The sequence below is a fragment of the Bacillus sp. FJAT-49711 genome (genome assembly GCF_018343715.1).
Taxonomy (GTDB): Bacteria; Bacillota; Bacilli; order Bacillales; family Bacillaceae_C; genus Lederbergia.
Genome location: NZ_JAGYPL010000002.1, coordinates 1,291,868 through 1,313,392, shown reverse-complemented (window position 1 = coordinate 1,313,392; position 21,525 = coordinate 1,291,868). Strand labels below are relative to the sequence as shown.

21 protein-coding genes and 1 riboswitch are annotated in these 21,525 nt (G+C 37.7%); of the genes, 6 read left to right on the top strand and 15 right to left on the bottom strand.

Annotated features, from left to right (window positions below):
* Positions 1-147: 147 nt before the first annotated feature.
* The 7 genes from ggt (KHA96_RS13605) to flaG form a co-directional block, all read right to left on the bottom strand.
* Positions 148-1,761 carry a gamma-glutamyltransferase gene (ggt, locus tag KHA96_RS13605; protein ID WP_213129796.1) on the bottom strand — a complete coding sequence of 538 codons (1,614 nt, stop codon included), beginning with the start codon at positions 1,759-1,761 and terminating at the stop codon, positions 148-150.
* Positions 1,762-2,014: 253 nt separating this feature from the next.
* Positions 2,015-3,625: a gamma-glutamyltransferase gene (ggt, locus tag KHA96_RS13600; protein WP_213129795.1), complete on the bottom strand. Its 1,611-nt coding sequence runs from the start codon at positions 3,623-3,625 to the stop codon at positions 2,015-2,017.
* A 188-nt stretch (positions 3,626-3,813) separates the two neighbouring features.
* Complete coding sequence (gene hpf, locus KHA96_RS13595) at positions 3,814-4,368, bottom strand: ribosome hibernation-promoting factor, HPF/YfiA family (RefSeq protein ID WP_249315515.1); 555 nt, start codon at positions 4,366-4,368, stop codon at positions 3,814-3,816.
* A 113-nt stretch (positions 4,369-4,481) separates the two neighbouring features.
* Positions 4,482-4,829, bottom strand: coding sequence for a flagellar protein FliT (fliT, locus tag KHA96_RS13590; RefSeq protein WP_213129794.1), 348 nt, complete (start codon positions 4,827-4,829; stop codon positions 4,482-4,484).
* Positions 4,829-5,233, bottom strand: a complete 405-nt coding sequence (fliS, locus tag KHA96_RS13585) for a flagellar export chaperone FliS (RefSeq protein ID WP_213129793.1) — start codon at positions 5,231-5,233, stop codon at positions 4,829-4,831. The genes fliT and fliS overlap by 1 nt, the downstream gene beginning before the upstream one ends.
* Before the next feature lie 46 nt (positions 5,234-5,279).
* On the bottom strand, positions 5,280-7,355 hold the full coding sequence (gene fliD / locus KHA96_RS13580; protein ID WP_213129792.1) for a flagellar filament capping protein FliD: 2,076 nt from the start codon (positions 7,353-7,355) through the stop codon (positions 5,280-5,282).
* Positions 7,356-7,381: 26 nt separating this feature from the next.
* Entirely contained in the window at positions 7,382-7,747 is a 366-nt protein-coding gene (flaG, locus tag KHA96_RS13575) for a flagellar protein FlaG (protein WP_213129791.1), read from the bottom strand.
* 734 nt (positions 7,748-8,481) lie between these two features.
* Here flaG and KHA96_RS13570 point away from each other — a divergent pair.
* Positions 8,482-8,700, top strand: a complete 219-nt coding sequence (locus KHA96_RS13570) for a hypothetical protein (protein ID WP_213129967.1) — start codon at positions 8,482-8,484, stop codon at positions 8,698-8,700.
* Between the two features lie 301 nt (positions 8,701-9,001).
* Here KHA96_RS13570 and KHA96_RS13565 read toward each other — a convergent pair whose 3' ends face one another.
* On the bottom strand, positions 9,002-11,119 hold the full coding sequence (locus KHA96_RS13565; protein ID WP_213129790.1) for a sensor domain-containing phosphodiesterase: 2,118 nt from the start codon (positions 11,117-11,119) through the stop codon (positions 9,002-9,004).
* Positions 11,120-11,262: 143 nt separating this feature from the next.
* Positions 11,263-11,787: a DoxX family protein gene (locus tag KHA96_RS13560; RefSeq protein WP_213129789.1), complete on the bottom strand. Its 525-nt coding sequence runs from the start codon at positions 11,785-11,787 to the stop codon at positions 11,263-11,265.
* A 308-nt stretch (positions 11,788-12,095) separates the two neighbouring features.
* Here KHA96_RS13560 and KHA96_RS13555 point away from each other — a divergent pair, with 308 nt between their 5' ends.
* Both KHA96_RS13555 and KHA96_RS13550 read left to right on the top strand, forming a co-directional pair.
* Positions 12,096-13,088, top strand: a complete 993-nt coding sequence (locus KHA96_RS13555) for a Gfo/Idh/MocA family protein (protein WP_213129788.1) — start codon at positions 12,096-12,098, stop codon at positions 13,086-13,088.
* Positions 13,089-13,100: 12 nt separating this feature from the next.
* On the top strand, positions 13,101-14,033 hold the full coding sequence (locus KHA96_RS13550; protein ID WP_213129787.1) for an aldo/keto reductase: 933 nt from the start codon (positions 13,101-13,103) through the stop codon (positions 14,031-14,033).
* A 98-nt stretch (positions 14,034-14,131) separates the two neighbouring features.
* Here the strand turns inward: KHA96_RS13550 and KHA96_RS13545 are convergent, their stop codons facing one another.
* Positions 14,132-14,881 (bottom strand): hypothetical protein, encoded by a 750-nt coding sequence (locus KHA96_RS13545; RefSeq protein ID WP_249315514.1) that lies wholly within the window; start codon positions 14,879-14,881, stop codon positions 14,132-14,134.
* A 177-nt stretch (positions 14,882-15,058) separates the two neighbouring features.
* Positions 15,059-15,159, top strand: a riboswitch (cyclic di-GMP riboswitch).
* Positions 15,160-15,248: 89 nt separating this feature from the next.
* On the opposite strand from KHA96_RS13545, the gene KHA96_RS13540 reads away from it, so the two are divergent.
* The gene (locus tag KHA96_RS13540; protein WP_213129786.1) at positions 15,249-15,710 is read left to right on the top strand and encodes a chemotaxis protein CheX; all 462 of its coding nucleotides are present in this window, start codon (positions 15,249-15,251) and stop codon (positions 15,708-15,710) included.
* A gap of 105 nt (positions 15,711-15,815) precedes the next feature.
* Positions 15,816-16,274, top strand: coding sequence for an NUDIX hydrolase (locus tag KHA96_RS13535; protein WP_213129785.1), 459 nt, complete (start codon positions 15,816-15,818; stop codon positions 16,272-16,274).
* 237 nt (positions 16,275-16,511) lie between these two features.
* Here KHA96_RS13535 and KHA96_RS13530 read toward each other — a convergent pair whose 3' ends face one another.
* The 3 genes from KHA96_RS13530 to KHA96_RS23555 form a co-directional block, all read right to left on the bottom strand.
* Positions 16,512-16,961, bottom strand: a complete 450-nt coding sequence (locus KHA96_RS13530; protein ID WP_213129965.1) for a DUF2269 family protein — start codon at positions 16,959-16,961, stop codon at positions 16,512-16,514.
* 44 nt (positions 16,962-17,005) lie between these two features.
* Positions 17,006-17,398 (bottom strand): globin domain-containing protein, encoded by a 393-nt coding sequence (locus KHA96_RS13525; protein WP_349305750.1) that lies wholly within the window; start codon positions 17,396-17,398, stop codon positions 17,006-17,008.
* Between the two features lie 112 nt (positions 17,399-17,510).
* Positions 17,511-17,675, bottom strand: coding sequence for a glycine zipper domain-containing protein (locus KHA96_RS23555; RefSeq protein ID WP_481748233.1), 165 nt, complete (start codon positions 17,673-17,675; stop codon positions 17,511-17,513).
* Positions 17,676-18,386: 711 nt separating this feature from the next.
* Here KHA96_RS23555 and KHA96_RS13520 point away from each other — a divergent pair.
* Positions 18,387-18,596, top strand: a complete 210-nt coding sequence (locus KHA96_RS13520) for a hypothetical protein (protein WP_213129783.1) — start codon at positions 18,387-18,389, stop codon at positions 18,594-18,596.
* 66 nt (positions 18,597-18,662) lie between these two features.
* Here KHA96_RS13520 and KHA96_RS13515 read toward each other — a convergent pair whose 3' ends face one another.
* Together KHA96_RS13515 and KHA96_RS13510 are read right to left on the bottom strand one after the other, a co-directional pair.
* Positions 18,663-19,202, bottom strand: a complete 540-nt coding sequence (locus KHA96_RS13515) for a D-lyxose/D-mannose family sugar isomerase (RefSeq protein WP_213129782.1) — start codon at positions 19,200-19,202, stop codon at positions 18,663-18,665.
* A gap of 815 nt (positions 19,203-20,017) precedes the next feature.
* Positions 20,018-21,484 (bottom strand): SGNH/GDSL hydrolase family protein, encoded by a 1,467-nt coding sequence (locus tag KHA96_RS13510; RefSeq protein ID WP_213129781.1) that lies wholly within the window; start codon positions 21,482-21,484, stop codon positions 20,018-20,020.
* Positions 21,485-21,525: the final 41 nt, after the last annotated feature.

Here is a 21,525-nt window from a genome sequence, read left to right as displayed (position 1 = left end):
CTAGAAGCACTACGTGATTTGCAGCTTACTTGTGTTTTTAGTTAAATTTCATTCGTTTTTCTAATTTCTAAATATATTTTTTACTCTCGGATAAGCCACGCTTACACCCGACTAAGTCACTTTTACTCCTTGATAAGAACAATCATTTCACCAAGCAGCAATCGATCCATCCGTGCGCGACTCAGTTCCGCCCATCAAAACGCCAGTTTCGTGATTACGCCAAATGGCTTGGCCACGTCCAAAACTGCCACTGTCAACGGACAATTGTACTTGGTGGCCTTTACGAGCTAAAGCTTGTGCAATATGGAGAGGGAAATTCGGTTCTAACACAACTTTTTTCCCTTCTGTCCATTGCCAGCGCGGAGCGTCGAGAGCCGCTTGTGGATTCAAATGAAAATCAATTGTATTCGAAACGACTTGAAAATGGCCTTGTGGTTGCATAAATCCACCCATTACACCAAAAGGACCAACTGCCTCGCCGTCTTTCGTTAAAAATCCAGGAATAATTGTGTTGTAGCATTTCTTCCCGGGCTTCAATGCATTCGGATGCTGTTCATCCAAGGAAAAGTCATGGCCTCGATTTTGTAAAGCTATTCCTGTATCCGGAACGACAATCCCTGAACCAAAACCCATATAGTTACTTTGAATGAAAGAAACCATATTTCCATCACAATCGGCTGTTGCCAAGTAAACAGTACCGCCTTTCGGAAGCTCAATTGCGCTAGGTTCTATCGCTTCAGTGCCTATTTCCTGCCTGCGTTTTTCGGCATATTCCTCAGACAGAAGATGCTCCACGCTAATTGGCATATGCTCAGGGTCTGTAATAAACGCTTTTCCGTCCATAAATGCGAGCTTCATCGCTTCTATTTGTTTATGATACGTTTCTACATTATCTTTTTCTGTAAAATTAAAGCCTTTCGCAATATTTAGTGCCATAAGTGTAACAATTCCCTGTCCACTTGGAGGAATTTCCCAAACATCATATCCACGATATTTTACCGAGATAGGCTCTACCCATTCCGCTTTATACGAAATTAAATCTTCCATTGAAAGAAAACCGTTATGTTTTTTTACATATGAAGTTATTTTTTCAGCAAGCTCTCCTCTGTAAAAACTTTCTGCATTCGTATTGGCAATCGCTCTTAATGTTGCTGCATGACCTCGCGAACGCCATATTTCACCAATTTCTGGTGCTCTTCCATTTGGCGCGAAAGTTTCAAACCAAGGCTTAAATTCTTCCTTCGTTGAAAATAAATCTAAAAATCGATTGTATGCAAGCCTCCAATACTTTCCTAAAACAGGTGTCAACGGAAAGCCTTCCTCCGCATATTGAATCGCTGGTTCCAGCGTTTCAGTTAAAGGAAGTCTACCAAATTTTTTAGAAAGCTCAACCCAAGCAGATGGTACACCAGGAACGGTAATCGGAACCACGCCATGCGTAGGCATTTTTTCATATCCACGTGCTTTAACTTTTTCAAGACTAATGGATTGCGGAGCAGGACCACTAGCATCTAAACCGTGAAGTTTCCCTTTCGTCCAAACGAGTGCGAATGCATCTCCTCCAATTCCATTAGAGGTCGGCTCAACGACAGTCAGTGCCGCTGCTGCCGCTATCGCTGCATCAATCGCATTTCCACCTTTTTTTAATATATCCAATCCTGCTTGAGCAGCTAATGGTTGTGAAGTTGCCACCATCCCATTTTTTGCAAAAACCGTTGTACGTTGAGATGTATAAGGTTGATATAAATGATCCAAATTCATACTCGCGCTTCCTTCTTTCATTTTGGATATTACTACAAAAATTGGTTTATAGAAACTCGAGGGTAGAGTTTCACATTACTAACCTATAACACTTTTTTATTAGATAAAATCGATTTCCTCATTAATGTTATATCAAATAGCAGAAATGTTTTATTATTCATAACATAAATTTCATTTTACTATGTAGGGAAAAAATAGAAAAGGAAATAAGGATAAAGCAATGGACTTTATCCTTATTTTCAAATATATTAAGTTACCAAACTGCAATACTGCCATCGGCCCTTGGCTCTGTTCCCCCGGCTAATATCCCTGTCTTCGGATCCCTGCAAATAATTTGTCCTCTTCCGAACATTCCAGAATCGACAGCACGCTGGACAATATGTCCTTTTCGCACTAAAGCTTTTGCGATATGATCAGGGAATTGCGGTTCCACCTCGATAATTTTTTCTTTAATCCATCTCCATCTCGGAGCGTCCAAAGTAGCTTGCGGATTTAATAAGAAATCGACTAGATTCATGACAACTTGTACATGAGCCTGTGGTTGAATCATTCCACACATAACACCAAATGGCCCCACTGGTTCATTATCTTTTGTAATAAAACCAGGAATAATCGTGTGGAGGGTTTTCTTCCCACCTTCTAATGCATTATGGTGATCAGGATCTAAAGAAAACCCACTGCCTCTATTTTGCATACAAATTCCTGTACCTGGCACGACTATACCAGAGCCGAAATCACCTGCATGACTTTGAATAAAGGAAACCATATTGCCTTCTCCATCTGCGGTAGCTAAGTATGCCGTCCCACCTGGGACAGGTTCGCCCGCTTCTGGAAGAATCGCTTGTTCATTTATAAGAGCGCGTCTTGACGCCGCATACTCCTCAGAAAGCAGTTCCTTTTCCGTAACTTTCATGCTTTTCGGATCGGTAATATATTTTAATCCATCCATATACGCCAATTTCACTGCTTCAATTTGCTTATGATACGCATCAACCGAATCCTTCGCCGCAAAATCAAAATCCTTTAACATTTGCAAAGCCATTAATGCGACAATTCCTTGTCCATTTGGCGGGATCTCCCAAACATCGTAGCCTTTATAGTTGACCTTTATAGGCTCAACCCACTCAGGTTCATATGCAGCAAGGTCATCTACTGTTAGAAATCCATTGTATTTTGCCACACATTGGGCCATTTTTTCCGCAAGCTCTCCCTTGTAAAAAGCCTCACCATCTGTTTCTGCAATGGTTTGTAAAGTGTCGGCATGGTCAGGTGACCTCCAAATCTCTCCAATTTCTGGAGCCCTTCCATTAGGGGCAAATATATTAAACCACTCTTTGAATTCCTCACTTTTGAACTTTTCAGTATATTCATGAAAGCGTATATCCCAAAACTTTCCAATCTCGGACGATACCGGAAAACCATCGCGGGCATATTCAATGGCTGGCTTTAAAACCTCAGTTAAAGGCAGTTTTCCAAAACGCTTTGACAAAGCAACCCATGAAGCGGGTGTTCCAGGAACCGTGATGGGAAGCACCCCGATTCCTGGCATATTCTCGTGTCCCATCTCTTTCACTTTCTCGATAGAAATGCTTTTTGGAGCCGGCCCACTCGCATTTAGTCCGTGCAATTCTCCATTCGTCCATACGAGAGCGAAGGAATCACCGCCTAGACTTGTAGAATTGGGCTCAACAACCGTAAGACAGGCAGCCGTAGCGATTGCTGCATCAATGGCATTTCCGCCCTGTTGCATTACCCTCAATCCCGCTTGTGCCGCCAATGGTTGGGTCGTGGCCACCATCCCTTTTTGCCCATGAACAGTCATTCTCTGCGATGGGTAAGGATAGTATTGATGATCTGTTTTCATTTAACATTCTCCCTAGTAATTTTTTTATATCTTTCATACCCCATATAATATATATTTGTCCTTGCATCCCTTCTCCATATTGAGTAATGTAAACCCTTACTATAAATTCTAAATTAATTGATTAATAATTACTACTGTTATTATAAAAAAAGCATACAGCCTTTAAGCTGCATGCTTTAATTTATTTATTAATTTGTTTCAATTAGCCCATATTTCCCGTCTTTTCTACGGTATACGATATTCGTTCCATCCGTTTCAGCGTCTGTGTAGATAAAGAAGCTATGCCCGAGCATATTCATTTGCAGTACCGCTTCTTCACTATCCATTGGCTTTAGGTCAAAGCGTTTCGTGCGGACAATGGTCATTTCGTCATCTTCTTCTTCCAGTTGAGCCGCTCCATTAGCACTTGTATTGAAAAATTCAATCGTGTTTCCTTTTTCACGGAACTTACGATTTACTTTCGTTTTATGTTTACGAATTTGTCGTTCTAGTTTATCAACAATTAAATCAATCGCTGCGTACATATCATTATTTACTTCTTCTGCACGAAGCGTCAGTTGCGGAATAGGAATGGTAATTTCAACTTTAGATCTTTTATCAGGATTCACTTTTAAGTTTACATGTACATTTGCCTCAGGAGTTTCATTAAAGTAACGCTCAAGTTTTCCAACTTTCTTTTCAACATGATCACGAATTGCCTCTGTGACCTCGATGTTTTCACCACGTATTTGGAATTTCAGCATATATAACTCCTCCTTTTATAATGCTATGTATATATACTTCTATATACAACTTAAAAATCCTGCCTGTTTTCAATAAAAATTTTGTCGAAAACGTGAAATTTGACTAAAAATTTTTATTTTCTTTTATCGTAAAATATTCCATCCACTTGTTCGGTAGCTGCATATGGATTGGCGTATCGTTCTGCGGATATCTTTCTTTGTTCCAGTCCATTCATATCCTTTTGAATATCCATCTGGATCTTTTTTAATTGATTCGTCATTTCCTTGTCTAACATGATGAGTCGTTTTCCGACCAATTGATCTTTCTCGGAAAACGGACTTTTAAATTTAGCCAGCCATTCTGACCGTTGGTCTAATAACCGCTCAATCTCACTGATGATCTCGTCTCGATCGTTTGAGCTTGATTTCGTAAGAGTTATTATTACTTCAGTAATCTCCACGCATTTTTCGACAGCATTCATTAAACCCCACTGCCTCCAACTGCATGTTGCATCTGCCGATTCATTTGAATGGCTTGCTTCCACGTATCACGAAATTCAGTGATGAGTTCCTCAACTTCTTGAATCATGTCAAGGTCATTATGAATATTTGCTTCGATTAATCGACGATTGGCATAATCATAAAGAGCCATCATATTTTTAGAAATGTCCATATCCATATTTAAAGTAACCATTAACTCGGTAATAATATTTTGGGCTTTTTGGATATTCGTATTTTTCCCTTCAATATCATTGGAGTCAATAGCCTTTCTCGCCATGTTCATAAATTTTAAACAACCATTATAAAGCATTAATGTAAGCTCACCGGGGGAGGCTGTCGTAACAGCGTTAGTACGATAAGCTTGGTAAGGATTTGCGCTTGCCATTATGTTCACTCCTCATTTTTAAGGACTCATTCTTTCTGATGACTACCTAAAAGCCCCCAAACTGTTGCATTAAATACGCGGATTGTTGATTTGCTTGTTGAATCGCTTTTTCCATAGCGGTAAATTGACGCCAATAGCGATCCTCCGTCAACTTTAACTTTTGCTCAAAACGATCGATTCCTTTACCTACATTGTCAAGCTCTCGGCCAATCGTAAATTGTTGATTCGTAGAAGTTGCCCGTCCTGCTTTTTCCTGCAACTTTTTCATTGAGGCATCGACCGTGTCATATAGTCTATGCACGACTCCACGATCAGATGTCGTTCCATCGCCGCGGAATAAGTTTTCAACAGATTGCGGATCATTTTCAATGGCTTCCTTCAACTTAGCCTCATCGATTTCCAACTTCCCGCCTTCTAAATAATTGGCAGTCGTTTTAATGCCAATACTGGCAAGCTGTCTAAAAAGACCATTCGTTTCAACCACGCTGGACATGTCCAATCTCATGCTTGATAAAACGCTGGAAAGAACAGTGTCCCCTTTCAGCAGGCCACTCCTTGCCATCTCTTCCCACTTTTCCTGCTGCTTCTCGGACAATTCTTCACGTTCATCATCAGTTAATGGTTTATAGCTGCGATATCGATCCTCATTTAACTTACCATTAATCTCAGCAATTAATTCATTATATTGTGTGACAAATGCTTTAATGTTTTCGAATACTTGATTTGTGTCATTTGCGATTGAGATAGAAACCGGTTGGACACCAGCTGTTGCTTCGAATGTTTGTTTAAGGGTAAAAGTGACTCCGCTCATTTCGAAAGTGTTACTATTGCGTTGAGTTTCCAGTCCATTAATCTTGAAAACAGCGTTTTGCCCGTCAGTATAATTACTTTGAGCAAATCCCAAGACATCATTAATAAATTGTCCAGTAACGGAAATTTCCTCTTGATTCTCATTACCAAACTTTCCAGTTTCTTTTCTTGTTAAGGTCACTTTATCGGCAAAAGAATCGTAAAACATTGTAACGCCTGCTGTAGATTCGTTTACCTTTCGAATAACACTGTTTAGAGTATCATTTTCGTTTATAAAGATCTTTTCATTTACTTCGCCTTTGGATGTCTGCGTTTTGATATCGAATGATGCGTAATTTTGTGTATAGGATATTTCAATATTAGATTTAGAAGGTACACCAATTGTTGGATCCCCATTTTCGTCAACTTTAAATGATTTATCAAAATGGATAGAACCCGTAGATAAAATTATTTTTCCATATACCTTATTATTATCATTTTCATCGATAAGTTCAAAAAGACCCTCAGCGTTTTCGACTTGATTACCTTTTTTTAAATTAATCGTTCTTCCATCATCTAATGTTACTGTAATCTCAACATCCTCTTTAACGGATCTTCCGAGATTAATCACATTTAATGGAACATCATCTGCTACATCGATACTTTCTGTTTTTCTGTTAATAGCATAATCTACCTTTACAACGCTATCTTTTTCCAAAGGTGTTCCGAAAGTTAATAAACCATCAGTACCTATAGCTACTTGGCCTGCGCTCGGATTTTCCATTACAACTTCAAGCGTTTTTCCGTTAACCTTAATATTCGCACCTGGTTGGATATTACCACCAAATAAATCAAGCTTTACTTCTTGCCCAGCCTCTTTAATATTAAATGTTTTTGTTTCTACAACACCTTGTTGCCAGACAATATCATTTCCAAATACCCCTTGCTGGCTCACAAGACTTTTAGTAGGATCAATTTTATTCGAGTCACTTGAAATTTTGTTATTTGTTACCTTTATAGCAGCTCTCGCCAACTGTTTTACCTCAGAAATAGAATACGAAGCCTGCGAGGCACCACTCGTCACCGTAGCCGAAACATAGGCATCATTGGACGAAGTTACAGTTCGCGCACGGTAGTTTGGTGTTAGCTTTAAGTTAGCAAGCTTATCTCTAAACGACAGCAGTTTTGTGTTTAATGCACGATAGTCGTCGCGCTGCCATTCAAGGATTTGCTTTTTTTGTTTTAATTTATCAAGGGGCATGCGTTCTGCCCTCATTAAATCTTTAACCATGGATTCAATGTCCATGCCACTTGCAAGACCTGCAATTCTCATCTGCTATACCTCCAATTCGCAACAGATTAGATTTTTTTATCGACCATTAACCCCAAATATTCGGTCATCGCCGCAAATATATCAAGCATTCTTTTTGCTGGTATTTCCTTAACGACTTCTTGAGAGACTTCATCGACAATCGTCACGTAATATTCGTTCAGCTTATCGTGATACTGGAACTTTAAATGAGTAGAAGGTGAAGCTTTTAAAAAGTCGTTCATGCTGTTGACCACTTTTTCTACTTGTTCCATTGGCATTATAGTAGATGCTGATTGTATTTTTTCTCCTTCTTGTTTCTGCACTTGAGCAGCCACTACTTCTTCCGCCTTGACTACTACTGGTTCCTTATACGTTACATTTACCGATAGACCGCCTCCAACTTGTCCCACCATTGGCCTCTCCCCTTCGTACCAGTTTAAATATTATATATTTGTAATATCGGCAATCATTTCCATTTGTTTAGGTTTAAGAATTTCATCCTCAAGAATATAGTACATCTTTTGAATGTTATGCTTATATATCATGGACTACTGCAAACCTCGTGCATCTCCAAAAACATTAACTGCATATATTTTAGCTTTTCACCAGACCTGTTTTTAGCTCTCAAATATGCAATTAATGCATACTTTCATCCAAATTCTATTCTTATACGCTCTTCTGGTTATTAAAACTTTCCTCTTTAATAGAGATATAAATATAAACGATATAGGTTTTGAAAATTGAAGTACAGAAAGTGATACTATCATCAATATTGTAATGATCAATATAAACAAACTTTTTTCTACTAAATCCCCACTTTTTACAAAATATATGTTTTATTTAATCGAATTCGGGAAAAGGATTAGTACAACTCCATATATCACTTTTCCATCAAAGGAGTGGTTTCTTATGAAGTACGATATTGGTGGTTGCAAAGTGGACCATGGAGTGGAGACCCCCTAAAGGGTCCGGGAGACTGGTGAATTCACCAGTCTCCTTTCTGTTTTAGACAAGTGCCCATTTAGTCTTCCTATTTGCTCCAAAGCTTCATATTCCGCATATGATGGAGTGAAGTTCACCCAATAAATAAATAGGAGGATGCCACGTGAATCATTACGAACATATACATGGGTATGATCCCATTCTAATGGGATATCACGATGAAAGAAGGATTGGTCGACCATTCGGGTTTGGAAGGCCATTCGGGTTTGGCCGTCCATTTGGATTTGGTTTTGGAAGACCATTTGGTTTCGGATTTGGAGGATTTCCATTAGGCTTTGTAGGTGGCCTTGCAGCAGGCTCTCTACTAGCTGGCCCTTACGGCTATGGATATGGCTATCCGTATCCTTACCCTTACTACTGGTAAAAATAGAAGCTGAGAGCAACTTCATTTCTCTCGACATTTCCCGGGAAATGTCGAGAATTCGTTTATTCCATTAGAAATAGGGAATAAGAAGATATGAGAAATCTACTTAAAAGGAGATAAGCGACCATGAAAAATAAAGCGATTTTTACCACATTAGCACTTGGTGCAGCCTATTTACTCAGAAACGAAAAGTCTCGCAACAAATTGGTGAATCAATTTAAAAATATGGGCTCCAAAAATAAGTAGAAATCTCAAAGAAAAAGCCCCTAAGACTGACTGGGGGCTCTTTTTATTTTTACTTTTAATGTAAAGTTAGTCCGTCTCGTTGATGATTAATTAGCCAAGCTTGAAGTTCATTGATTGGCATTGGTTTTGAAAAATAAAAACCTTGCAACTGGGGACAGCCGAGTTTTTTTAGTGTTTTCCACTGTTCAATTGTTTCCACACCCTCACTGACAACATTCAATTTTAACAAGTTCGCCAAGTCTATAATCGTTTTGGCAATTCCTTTGCTAACTTCGTTGTTGGCAATGTCCCTTATAAATTGCCGATCAATCTTTATTTCTTGGATTGGGAAATGCTGCAAATAATGAAAGGCGGAAAAACCTGTTCCAAAATCATCGATACTTACTGAAAAGCCAAGCTTTTGTAATTCCATCATCTTATTTCTAACTTTTTCAAAGTCTTCCATCGCTACATTTTCAGTTATTTCAATAACGAGCTGACGTGGGTTAATTTCATATTTATCCAAGCATTCATTTAAAAAGCGATTTAACCTTGAATGCAGGAAATGGCGCGGTGATATATTAATAGAAAGTGTATATTCCTGATCTCCATTATTTTTCCATTTTTCAAGCTGAACGAAGGCCTGAACAATCACCCATTCCCCGATTGCCATAATAAGTCCTGTCGATTCTGCCAATCCGATAAATTCAAGCGGCGGAATTAGTCCTTTTTCCGGATGATTCCAACGGATTAATGCTTCAAATCCTATAATATCACCAGTAAAACTATTTATTTTTGGTTGATAATATAGTTCAAACTCATTGGAATCAAGTCCTTTACGCAAGTTCATTTCCGCTAGAAGATCATCTTCTCTCATATTAATCATATCTTCAGTAAATCTTGCTTGAACAGATCTTGCATGCTTTTTCTTTGCAGTATTTAACGCAACTTGGGCCATTTGGATGCATTTATTCGCATCTTTTCCGTGATCAGGGTAAATACTTATTCCATAACTATGTGTAACATATACATCCTGCCCTTGAATAAACATTGGTGCATGAAGGCGATTGGCAATCTCCTCCATACTTACACACTTCATTTCACCTTCTGAATTTGCAGGTAAAAATAAAGCGAAGTGGCCAAAACCGATCCGAGATACAAGTCCTTTTGATTGAATGGATTCTTGTAGCCGCCTTGCGGTAGTCAATAGCACTTCATCCCCGCTGCTATAACCAAGGACGTCTTGAATACTATTAAACTGATCGAGCTGTAAATAAACGATCAATCTTTTTTCACCAGGTTTTAGTTCTTTCATTTTCGCATTTACTTGTTCAAGAAAAGCATGATGATTTGAAAGCCCTGTCAAAGGATCCGTATACGCCAGCTCCAGCATTTTCCCTTCCACTTCAATCCAATTCAACCGCTCGAATATGAAACTAACCATATCCGCAAGCATACCCGCGATTGTTTGATTTAACTCGGACCAAGGTTTTATTGAAAAAGACTCACAGCACAAAACTCCGCCGATTCCTTTACTTAAAATCAAAGGTACATCTAGTAGTGATTTAATATTGCCCATTTGTTGGAAGTATCCATCTTTCAGCTCTTGGACACGCAAATCCGTTTCCGTGTCAGTAACAGCTAAAGATCTATTTTTAACAATTTCTTTAAAATAGCGCGGCATAGTTGTGGAATGCATTTCAACACCTAAAAGATGTCTATGCGATTGTCGATCATATAAATTGCGGCATGTTAAAATCGTCTGATCCTCATTAAAAATCCAGATGCCCACTCGATCACAATTTAATAAGATTGAAATGGTTTCACATATTTCCCGTAGCATCGATTGAATCTCCGCTTTAGAAAGGGTTTTTGCTTTAGCTAATTCAAAAAGTCGTTGTTGCTGATCCCTTAATGTTTTTTCCATTTCAACCGCTTCAAACAAACCCTTTTCGATATAAGGTAAAAGAATAAAAAGACAGTCATTTTTTGAAAGGGAGTTAGCCGTCACTTCAAAAAGATGATCTCCAATCATTAATTCAACCTCTGCCCCACTGTCTATTTCCATTTTTAATAGCTTTGGTGTCACAGACGCATGATATTGCTCAAAGATTCTATTTCGATCATTAATTGGGGTAAAGGATTGATTTTGTTTGTTAAAAAGCAGTATACAGGGAGCATGATGCAGTTCCATTTAAACACGTCCTTGTGTTGTTAAAATAAAAAATCCTCGCAACCTTTTTATCGGCAAAAAAAAGAAGATTTATAGCGAATACATGTGTTTTTTTGCAAAATAAAAGAACCGCCCTTTGTGAGTAGCGATTCTTTTATCAAACTTTATGCATTTTGACCGGCATGAACGTTTGGCGTTTTAGTCATTTTATGTTGATTACGATTTTGAATGGCTTTTTTCACTGTTGGGATTAAGAACCGGTCAACTCCCCAATATGTTGCACCTTTCCAAGCGATTAGTAGAACAAATGCCGTTACTAACAATGTTGGATTCGTAGCAATCGTTCCTGCCCAGAGGAAGTTTAGATTCATAATACCTGCTGCTATGAGTGCTGGAATAGTTAATGCACCAAGGATCAATCCAATGCCGACTAATACTTCGCCCCATGCAATCATGACGTTAAATAATTTTACGTTTGGTAAGGCGACATTTTCTAAAAACGCTGCATACCAGCCTTGAACGATTGGTGCCTCTCCTCCAGCTTTTGCAATTGCTCCATGTAAGAATCCTGTTGCATCAAAACCTCCAAATGCTTTGTGCCAGCCTGCCTGCAACCATTGTACTCCGAGCCATATTCTTAAGACTGCCCATAAGATGCCAATGACTCTTTCATCGAATAGTTTTTTCATTTTAATCACTCCATTTTTTTGATAAAGAGTATTTGTGAAATACTTCACATTATTGTTTAAAAAAATTTATAAGTGCTTTATGTGATATGATGCTTTGTAAGTTTGTGAATTATTTCACTATCTCTTTTCATTTATAATATACTATGGTTACTTCTTAAATGCAACAGTCCTTTCCAACATTTCAATAATTTGACATAATTGGATGCTCCTATGAATTTTTATATTTCAATCATGAAAACGATGACAAATTAGATGGCGATAAGACTAGTTTATGCTATACTACTTTTTAAAAGGAGGGGATTATGTAGATGTCAAATAGGAAAGTTCGCTGGGGAATTATGAGTACAGCTAGTATTGGTAAACGTTCTGTTATACCTGGAATCCAAGAATCAGAGCGCAGCGAAGTGATTGCAGTAGCTAGTAGATCATTAGAAAACGCTAGAAGCTTTGCTGATGAGTTAGGGATCGAAAAAGCTTACGGAGGCTACGAAGAATTATTGAGCGATCCAGAAATCGATGCCGTTTATATCCCGCTGCCAAATCACTTACATAAGGAATGGACCATCAAAGCTGCTGAAGCAGGGAAACATATCTTATGCGAAAAGCCGATTGCGTTAAATGAGGCAGAAGCAAAAGAAATGGTTGAAGCATGTGAAAAAGCCGGTGTGGTCCTCGCCGAGGCTTTCATGTATCGCCACCAAAAGAGGTATGAAGATATTAAAAACCGGATTAAAAATGGGGAAATCGGTGAAGTCCGTGGACTCCATGGGGTATTTACCTTTAATAATGCCGGTGATTACAATAATATTCGCTATACAAAAGAATGGGGCGGCGGAGCCATATATGACGTCGGCTGCTATCCAATAAGTGCAGCTCGTCTAATACTAGATGAAGAACCCCAGGCTGTTACGACGCACGCATTTTTCTCGCCTGAACACGACAATGTCGATATGATGGCGTCAGGTTTAATGGAATTTTCTAATGGAGTAGCATTGACATTCGACTGTGCGATGTGGGCTGAGTTCCGTAATGAATTAGAAATACTCGGTTCTGACGGAAGAATTGTTTTAAAAGCTGCATTTCTTGGTGATCAATCGTATGAAATAATCAAGGGCGGGAAAATTGAAACCGTTCCAGATGACAATGTTAATTCTTATAAGCTGCAGGCTGATCGTTTTGCAGAAAGCGTACTCGATGGGAAACCTATTGCATTCCCATATGATGATATTATTAAAAATATGAGAGCAGTAAAAGCAGCTTTAGAATCTGCGGAAAAGAAAGAAAGAATTATTTTAAATTAAGGGGATGAACGCATGAAAAGTATCCGAGTTAAAGGTGTAGATAAAGACATATCAAGTCTAGTTATGGGTTCCGATTATTTCACTCCGGAAAAAATGGACCTTGTGACAGATGTTTTAAACAATTATTTGGAAATTGGCGGAAATACGATTGATACTGCCTACATTTACTATGGTGGAAAAAGTGAAGAAGCCATCGGTATTTGGATGGAAGAAAACAAGCGCCGCGATGATGTTATCATTTTAACAAAAGGGGCTCATCCAAATCATGAAGGCCCACGTGTCAGCAAACAAGCAATTGATGAAGAACTAAAAATCAGTTTAGAAAGACTTCGTACAGATTATGTTGAATTATATGCTCTTCATCGCGATAACCCAGAAGTGCCTGTCGGAGAAATCTTAGAAACACTAAATGCTCACGTTGAAGCTGGACGCATCGGAGCTTTTGGTGGATCTAACTGGTCATTCGAAAGACTTCAAGAAGCAAATGACTATGCGGAAAAGCATGGTTTAGTCGGTTTTTCATTTAGCAGCCCTAACTTAAGTCTTGCTAAGGCACAAGAACCATATTGGGCAGGATGTGTATCTGTTGATGATCCAATGCTTGCTTGGCATGAAGGAAGCAATATGCCTCTGTTTTCATGGTCTTCACAAGCTCGCGGATTCTTCACTGGAAGATTCACACCTGAAGATCGCTCTAATGAAGATTTAGTACGCGTATTTTATAACGACGACAACTGGGAGCGTTATCGCCGTGCGGAACAGCTTGCGAAAGAAAAAGGCGTGGAAACAATCCAAATCAGCTTAGCATATGTATTAAACCAAAGCTTCCCAACTGCTGCCATTATTGGACCGCAAAACAAGCAGGAAATGGTGTCATGCAGAGAAGCTGCCGATATTAAATTGACAGAAGATGAAATTAAGTGGCTTGATCTTCGTACTCGATAAGAAGAATGCCAATCCTATTAATGTTGACCCATGTAAATCTCAACTAGTTGATAGGTGCTGGAAATAGAAAGATCCGGTGAGAATTACCTCTCACCGGGTTAACTTGAAGGCTTCCATTGCACATCAATCGTATTCCATTTACCATCTTCAAAATACGAAAGTACTTCCACTGTCCCAATTCCATCCGCATGGTAAGCTCCACTCACTTGCCGATAGCTTTTTAGGCCGTACCCTTCTTTCCCTTTTATTTTCACTATTTTAAAGAGCGCAATCGGGTCAATCATCAGCTCTGTTGGTTCATTCAATACCCCATTTTTTTGATAAAGACCTAACCTGATATAGTCTGCTTTCCGACTCGAGAGATCTAAGTGGATTGGATTATGGATTCCTTGTATTTTCATTATTGCTTGGAAATTATTTTCAAAGGAGCTTTCGATATCAATTGGTTCTGGGAGAGGCAGCTCATAAAGCTTTCCATCTTTCACAGTATGTAAAGCATAATTATAAAGTCCTCCACTTCCCCCTGTCGCACTTGAATAAAGAATATCATCCACACCATCATGATTTAAATCAGCAAATTCTAGCTTCGGTTCAAATCCACCCTCATAATTGATCGTTACTTTTGGATTCCCTTTTACATTTATTTCTGCCCATACTTCTTGATAATAGTCTTTGTTATCTTTGAATGGAATACCGTAAACAGTAATCTTCTCGGGAATTCCATCACCTGTTACATCATGGTGATATTCTAAAATAGTCTTCGGTTTTTTTGCCGCAAAAACAGGAGATATAGTCAAAAAAGGAAACAATAAAGCCACTGCCACGAGCATTATAAAATATCTTTTCATTGCATCATCTCCCACATATGGTGTGTTTGCATATTATTTTTCGCATTATATTCAGAATTATGTAGAGAGAACATATTTACATTAAATTCTTTCATTGCTAACTTTTGCAAATAATGTAGAATTTTGTTGAAAAGTGATATATACTAAAGTACTGAATACAAAGTCTCATATAACTCAAATTGAAAAAGGCAAACTATTTGAAAAGATAGGACGCAAAGCTAAGGGTCTACGGTTTTATAGGGCATTATTCCTATTACTATGATCGCCTGGTTACCAAATGTTGATTTTTTATATTGTCGTTAATATAAAAATCTTTTTGGCTATTCTTTTGAGAATAGCTTATTTTAATTAAAGGAGAGTGCGAAATTTGTCAATATCCATCGAAGAAAGAAATAGAACGGTTAGAGACTTGTTAAATGGCACGTTCACATCATTCAAAAATGTCGTTCCGATAAAGCATGAAATAAAAAAACCACAGCTTCTCGGGAAATCATTACATCTTCAATATGGTGTTTTGATAGGCATTACAGGAGATATTAAAGGAAACCTAATATTATCCTCAAATCCAGGTGTATTTAGTTCGATCAGTGAAGTCATGTTTGGAATGTCGTTAGACGGGGACATGCTCGCATCTTTCAGCGGAGAACTCGGTAATATGATCGCAGGCTGCTTATCAACAATCATTGTTGAAAATGGAATTAAAACGGATATTACTTCCCCTACAATTATGGAAGGGAATACAACATTGTCTGGCTATGAAAAGGCGATACAGCTGACAATCGTCATGGACGGAACCGGGGAAATGGATATATTTTTATTGCTTGATTGAAGAAGAAGGCTGTCAAATGCGTGACAGCTTTTTTGTTTTATCCACTCTCACTGACAGACTTCCTTTAATTGTGCATAATGAATGGTAAGAGAAAGGTGGTTGCGTATGGATTATGTAAAAGAATTGCGCGCATTAGTTGGTAAAAGACCTGTAATATTAGTCGGCGCTGTCGTTATAGTTGTAAACGATGTTAATAAAATTTTGCTGCAACAACGAAGTTATCCATACGGAGTGTGGGGATTGCCTGGTGGATTAATGGAGCTAACTGAATCTACCGAGGATTGTGCAAGAAGAGAAGTTTTAGAAGAAACGGGTTTAGTGATAGGTGAGTTAGAACTAGTCTCCGTTTCCTCCGGACCAGAGAATTTTGTAAAAGCACAAAATGGTGATGAATTTTATGTTGTCACAATTGTGTACGTGACGAGGGATATTTTGGATGGATGTTTGACGTTGGACGGCGATGAATCTTTGAATCTTCAGTATTTCAAAGTTGAGCAGCTTCCCAAAAACATGGTTCGAAGCCATAGGGAAGCGATTAATGATTATTTGAGTAAAATATCGTAGACGGAAATTCATTCAGGATTTTTTAGTTATGGTGCGTTTTTCAAGTGGTTTTAGCATAATATTGTGATTCTATTTATAGTTCCGGCGTGTTTGTTATCCGTTTGACGATTATATTTGCAGTTCAATGCATTCTATTAGATGATTCACGTTTCTATTGGAAGTTTGGCACATCTTATTAGACGATTCACGTTTCTATTGGATGTCTCAAATAATTTTTTGTGCACCTTACTACAATCACTAAAACGGCTTTAAAATCATTAACGCGATAATGACTAAAAATATGAAACTCTCAATATTTTCATAGAAAACAAGTCTCTTTCCTTCACGAATATACTCTTCAGGGATTTCTTCCCCTTCATGCGCTTCAATTTTTGCTTTAAGTGGTTTTGAAATAGGTGATAGAACGATTGGTCCTATAGCGAGGGCAAGTAAGAATAGAAAAAGACTTACATTGTACCACCCCATACGAAATAAGCTTGTGTTAATTGCACCCATTAACAAGCCCGAAACGAGTAACGCTGTTCCGCCAATCATGACAAAAATATGAACTCGGTTTTTTATTTTATATGCATGTCGTAGCTCCGTGATTGTTTTCGCCGATTTTCCGATTAGACTTAATACAAAACCAGGACCCATTCCTAAAATTGCGGAAAATATATGTATAAAAACTAAAATTTTATAAAACATTGCCACTGATGTTCCCTCGCTTCATTATGAAGAGGATGACTTTTTCAATCATCCTCTTCGGAATTCACCATTATCCCAGCCACTTGTGTAAGTCTGCTAAAAAACATTTCACCTGCTGGATGATTACTTAAACCGACCTCATCAAAGGCTTCTTTCATACAACGAAGCCAGCTGTTCGCCCTGCTTGGTGTTATTTCAAAAGGAAGATGGCGATGTCTCATCGCAGGTGGACCATATTCCATACTGTAAAGGGCGGGACCGCCAAGAAACTGTGTCAAAAACTTCCTTTGTTTTTCCATAATAATATGCATATCCCCTTCAAAAAGCGGGCTTATATTTGGATCAGCATAAACCCGAGGGTAAAATGCATTTACTAATTCCTCTATCTTCTCACCACCGATTTCATCATAGACGGTTTGTAATCGAGGTTCCTTCACATTCATCCCTCCCGAAGTGTCTTTCATAACATTATATATTATAAAACAAAAATCATGATGTGATATACATCACAGTGGAGGAATTGAAGTCAGTGAATAGAAAAGTTTCATTTTATTTCTTCTTGCTATTCGCACTGCCTATTCCTGCTCCAATCGCAACACCTATCGCAATTCCAATTGCTAAATTATCTAAAGCCATCCCTAAAGCTACTCCTATCAGCATACCGAAAACTATTCCAGAAGTGAAATTGTTTCGAGATTTATTGTTTTTTGACATTTCACTCACCTTCCGAAAAAAATAGTGTTAATTTATATACGATTAAAGATATGTAATGTTTCGAAAAACTAAATTAGTAATAAAGAATTTAAGTAAGGCTTATCGTTATTTTTACAACTGATGATGTGACTGAGTATTGCGGCCAGAATGAGCCACCTGTGCGGAGTTTTGAGCCACTGTTTGCGGACAATAGAGCCAGCTAGTGCGGATAAAAGAGCCACTATTAGTAAGGGTAAATGCTACTCTACTGCCAAATATAGAGTAAATTCGCTACTCCGCCACCATTGACTTAACTTTTGTCCGTGTGGTGGATTTATCGCAAGTGTGGCAGAAATAATGCCTAATAGGCACACCTGCTCAAACATGATAACACGGACAAATCGCTTCTAAGCATCCGCTGGTGGGGCCCCGCCCCCTTCCAACGGATACTAAGAATCGGACGTTACAGTCAATGGCAAGCAGCTACGCTGTGGCTCTGAGTTCCGCAAATGGTGGCTCTTTTATCCGCAATGAATGGATCAAAACTCCGCAGTCGTGGCTCAATTCATCTGCAATAATCAGTGACAACTTTGACACTAGAGCTTCAACTAAATATATAAATACTATCGAATTGATTAGAGCGTAAAATGCGCTTGCTAGGGTCACCATCTCTGACCCAGAAGCGACAAAAGAATCCGATGGTATTTACACGTTACAGCAACTGCAACGAATATGGGTGACAAGGCAGCGTTTGCTGTTATGGGTGAAATCTTTGTGAATGAAGGGTTAGAAGTAGACCGCGACCACATTCAGGCAATCGATAAAATAGAGCCGAGTGAGGGAGTTGAATTATCTTGGAAAGTGGAGAAAATAACTTGGGAGGAGCCACCACAGCTCTGGATGGCGGTTAATCCGAAAGGAAGTCCGTTAGCTACGAGTTGATGGAGATCGAATAATAGGATGAAAGGGATATCCAATAAGACCGGACGTCCCCTTCATGCATTTTGCTTAACTGATTTCAGGTATTCTCTTAATCCTTGGATCCGTGAATATATCATCTTCATCAGTACTTCTTGTAGAAAATTCGGATACAACCGCTCCTTCACTTCCTGCTTTAAACCAATGGAGAGTATTAGGTAAGATTGTATATTGTTCCCCTGGGCGAAGGATGATCTCATTAAAAACAGTATAATATTCTTCATCACCTTCTGGAGGCTGAGAGGAGAGATTTTTTACTTTATCCCCTTCTACATAAAGATAGACTGTTCCAAATCGACACCTGAACGTTTCTTCTTTCCCATCATCAAATTCTCTTTTTGGATGTTTGTGTTCAGGACAAGTTTGATTTGGGAGTAAAGCTAGTTCCTTTGCACAAACTAGATCTGTATTTACATAAGTAACTAATTGTAACCCTGTGTTTTCTATTTTACCTAAGCCTAAGTCTGCGACTTCTATGTTTTTTTTCTCTTCTTCAGTTAAAATAATATTCGCCTTATTGAATAACTTTAGTGAATCGTGACGGATTCTTTCATATTGATCGAGTTTCACTCTTCTTACCTCCTTAAATTCTCATAGATTTACAAACCAACTAACTTTTTATTTCTGCGAAAATTTGAATGGCTTATTACCTTATGAAATGGAGTACTTCCATAAGGATGAAGTACTCCTTTACATTAATTGTTATAGTTAATAACAGGCGTATATGTACTATACACTTTTTTCTTATTTACTAAGCAGTATGCACGAACTTTGTAATAATATATTGTTCGTTTTTTTAATTTTTTATTGTAAAGCTTACCGCCTTACCGTTAAGAGTTCAAACCTCTATTTTCCATTTTCTGTTATCGTCCTATATACTTCATACCCAGACGCTCTTGCTGACTCAAACCATGAAAGTTTGTTTGAGGTCAACGATACATTTTTGGCTATTAGTTTAAAAGAAGGATTTAATACAGGTTTTCCATTAGTTATACTAAATATGATCCATATAAGTTCTTTCCGCTAACTACCCTATATGGACGAATCTTGTAATAATAGATCGTTCCCGTCGCAAACTTGTTATCTAAATATTGTACCGTATTACTTTCCGAGATAGTAGTTTTCATACTGTACTTTGCATTTTTTGTAGTAAATCGATAAACTTTATGCCTGATACGCCATTCACTTTTGAGCAATTGATTCGAAGCTTATCGAAGCTATTTGAAGAAGTTTTAATCGTTGATACTCTGATAAAACTGGTTGACCGTTAGCTACAGCAGAATAGGCACCATACATCTTTTTTCTATTAGCTAAACGATAAGAACGTACTTTTTTAGGATAAGTGGCAACTCTTTGATCCGTTTAAAAATAGCCTACCTATTTTTTTAAAAATCTAGCTCTTTCACCAAAATTTCTGCCAGCTTTTTCGCTCCATAATCATTTAGGTGATCGTAATCTACGAAATCGGCATTATTGAAAGTATCTGATTGGAATAAATCTATTAATTTAAAATTATACTTTTGCTTTAAAGGATTCATACATGAATAAAAACCAGAAATTAGCTTAGGATCGATACTTTTTCGATAATACTCAGTAACAGGAGGTGTATACAAAATAAGTTTTACTCCTAACTCTTCCATCTCTTCAGCAAAATCATCGAACAGCTTTAGATTCTCTTGAACGGTATTCATATACTTAAAAAACTTATTATGGCTTGTGGCTCTCTTTTGTGCAAACTCTAAATTTGTTGCTTCATCATGTTTTAGAGTTTCACTTTCAGTGCGCGAATAAGGATAGTAACGTGAATCCTTATAGGATAGTTTTACTTTCTCTATCAATAGTTCTTCCAAGGATTTATATTGGAAAAGTCTTCTTTTAATAGGTGTAATACTTGTGGAAATAATATTCATTTCCACATCCGGATTCCCAGGAAAATTATGCTTGTCCTTAAATATAGGATAATTCACTTCGGTAATACGCTTGTATTGGTACATAGATGTTGAAAGTGATAAGTCGTAGCCCCAAAAATAATAAGCAAATGACACAATACAGTATCTTATATTCCTATTATAGGCAAGTGCAGTCCGTATGGTTTTTAATGTATAGTATAAATCTTGAGCATCAACTGCTACATTCCGAGCAGGCAGTGGCATATGCTCCTCGAAAAGTCCACACATAGTATATGATGAGCCCGAAAGTAAAATCTGAATATCTTGTCTTATCTTTAAACTTTCTAACTTAGCCTCAAGATACAACCTATCATGTCTATAATAATCAAGATTTTTATACTCATTGTTTAGTTTGTCTAGTGATTCTATTATTTCACCCTTTTGAAAACTAAAATCAAAATTAGCAAGTTCCTGCTTTGACAATTGCCCTGAATAAATTAGTACCGAAAAAACTTGAAATTCTTCTTTAATCGACGACATTGTATCCAACAGATTTGCATATATAGTAAATTCCCCAATTGAACGCACTAGTCCCAATTTTATTTTAATATCCTTCGTTGTACAATTATAAAAGTATATATGAAACTGGGCATTTTCAATCAGTGAATTTTCAAATTGCTCAAGTAATGATAATAATTTATACTTTTCTTTATTATTCATTTGATTCGTAGTGTCAATTTGTGATGTTTCATTTTTAAGTAATAATAATTCATTAACAAATTTAAATAGTGAGATAAAAAAAGAATTATCTTTATATAAAGGATGCAATTTAATACAAACTTTAGCAACAACTGGCAGAACCTTCTCAGATTCAATATCTTTATTCGTTTTACGGTTTAATATTTCGTATATATCGTTTATCATTACCACCACTGATGCGATTTCCCTTTTGCTTAGTTTCACTATATATGACCACCTTTTATTTTTAAAACAACCTATAAAAG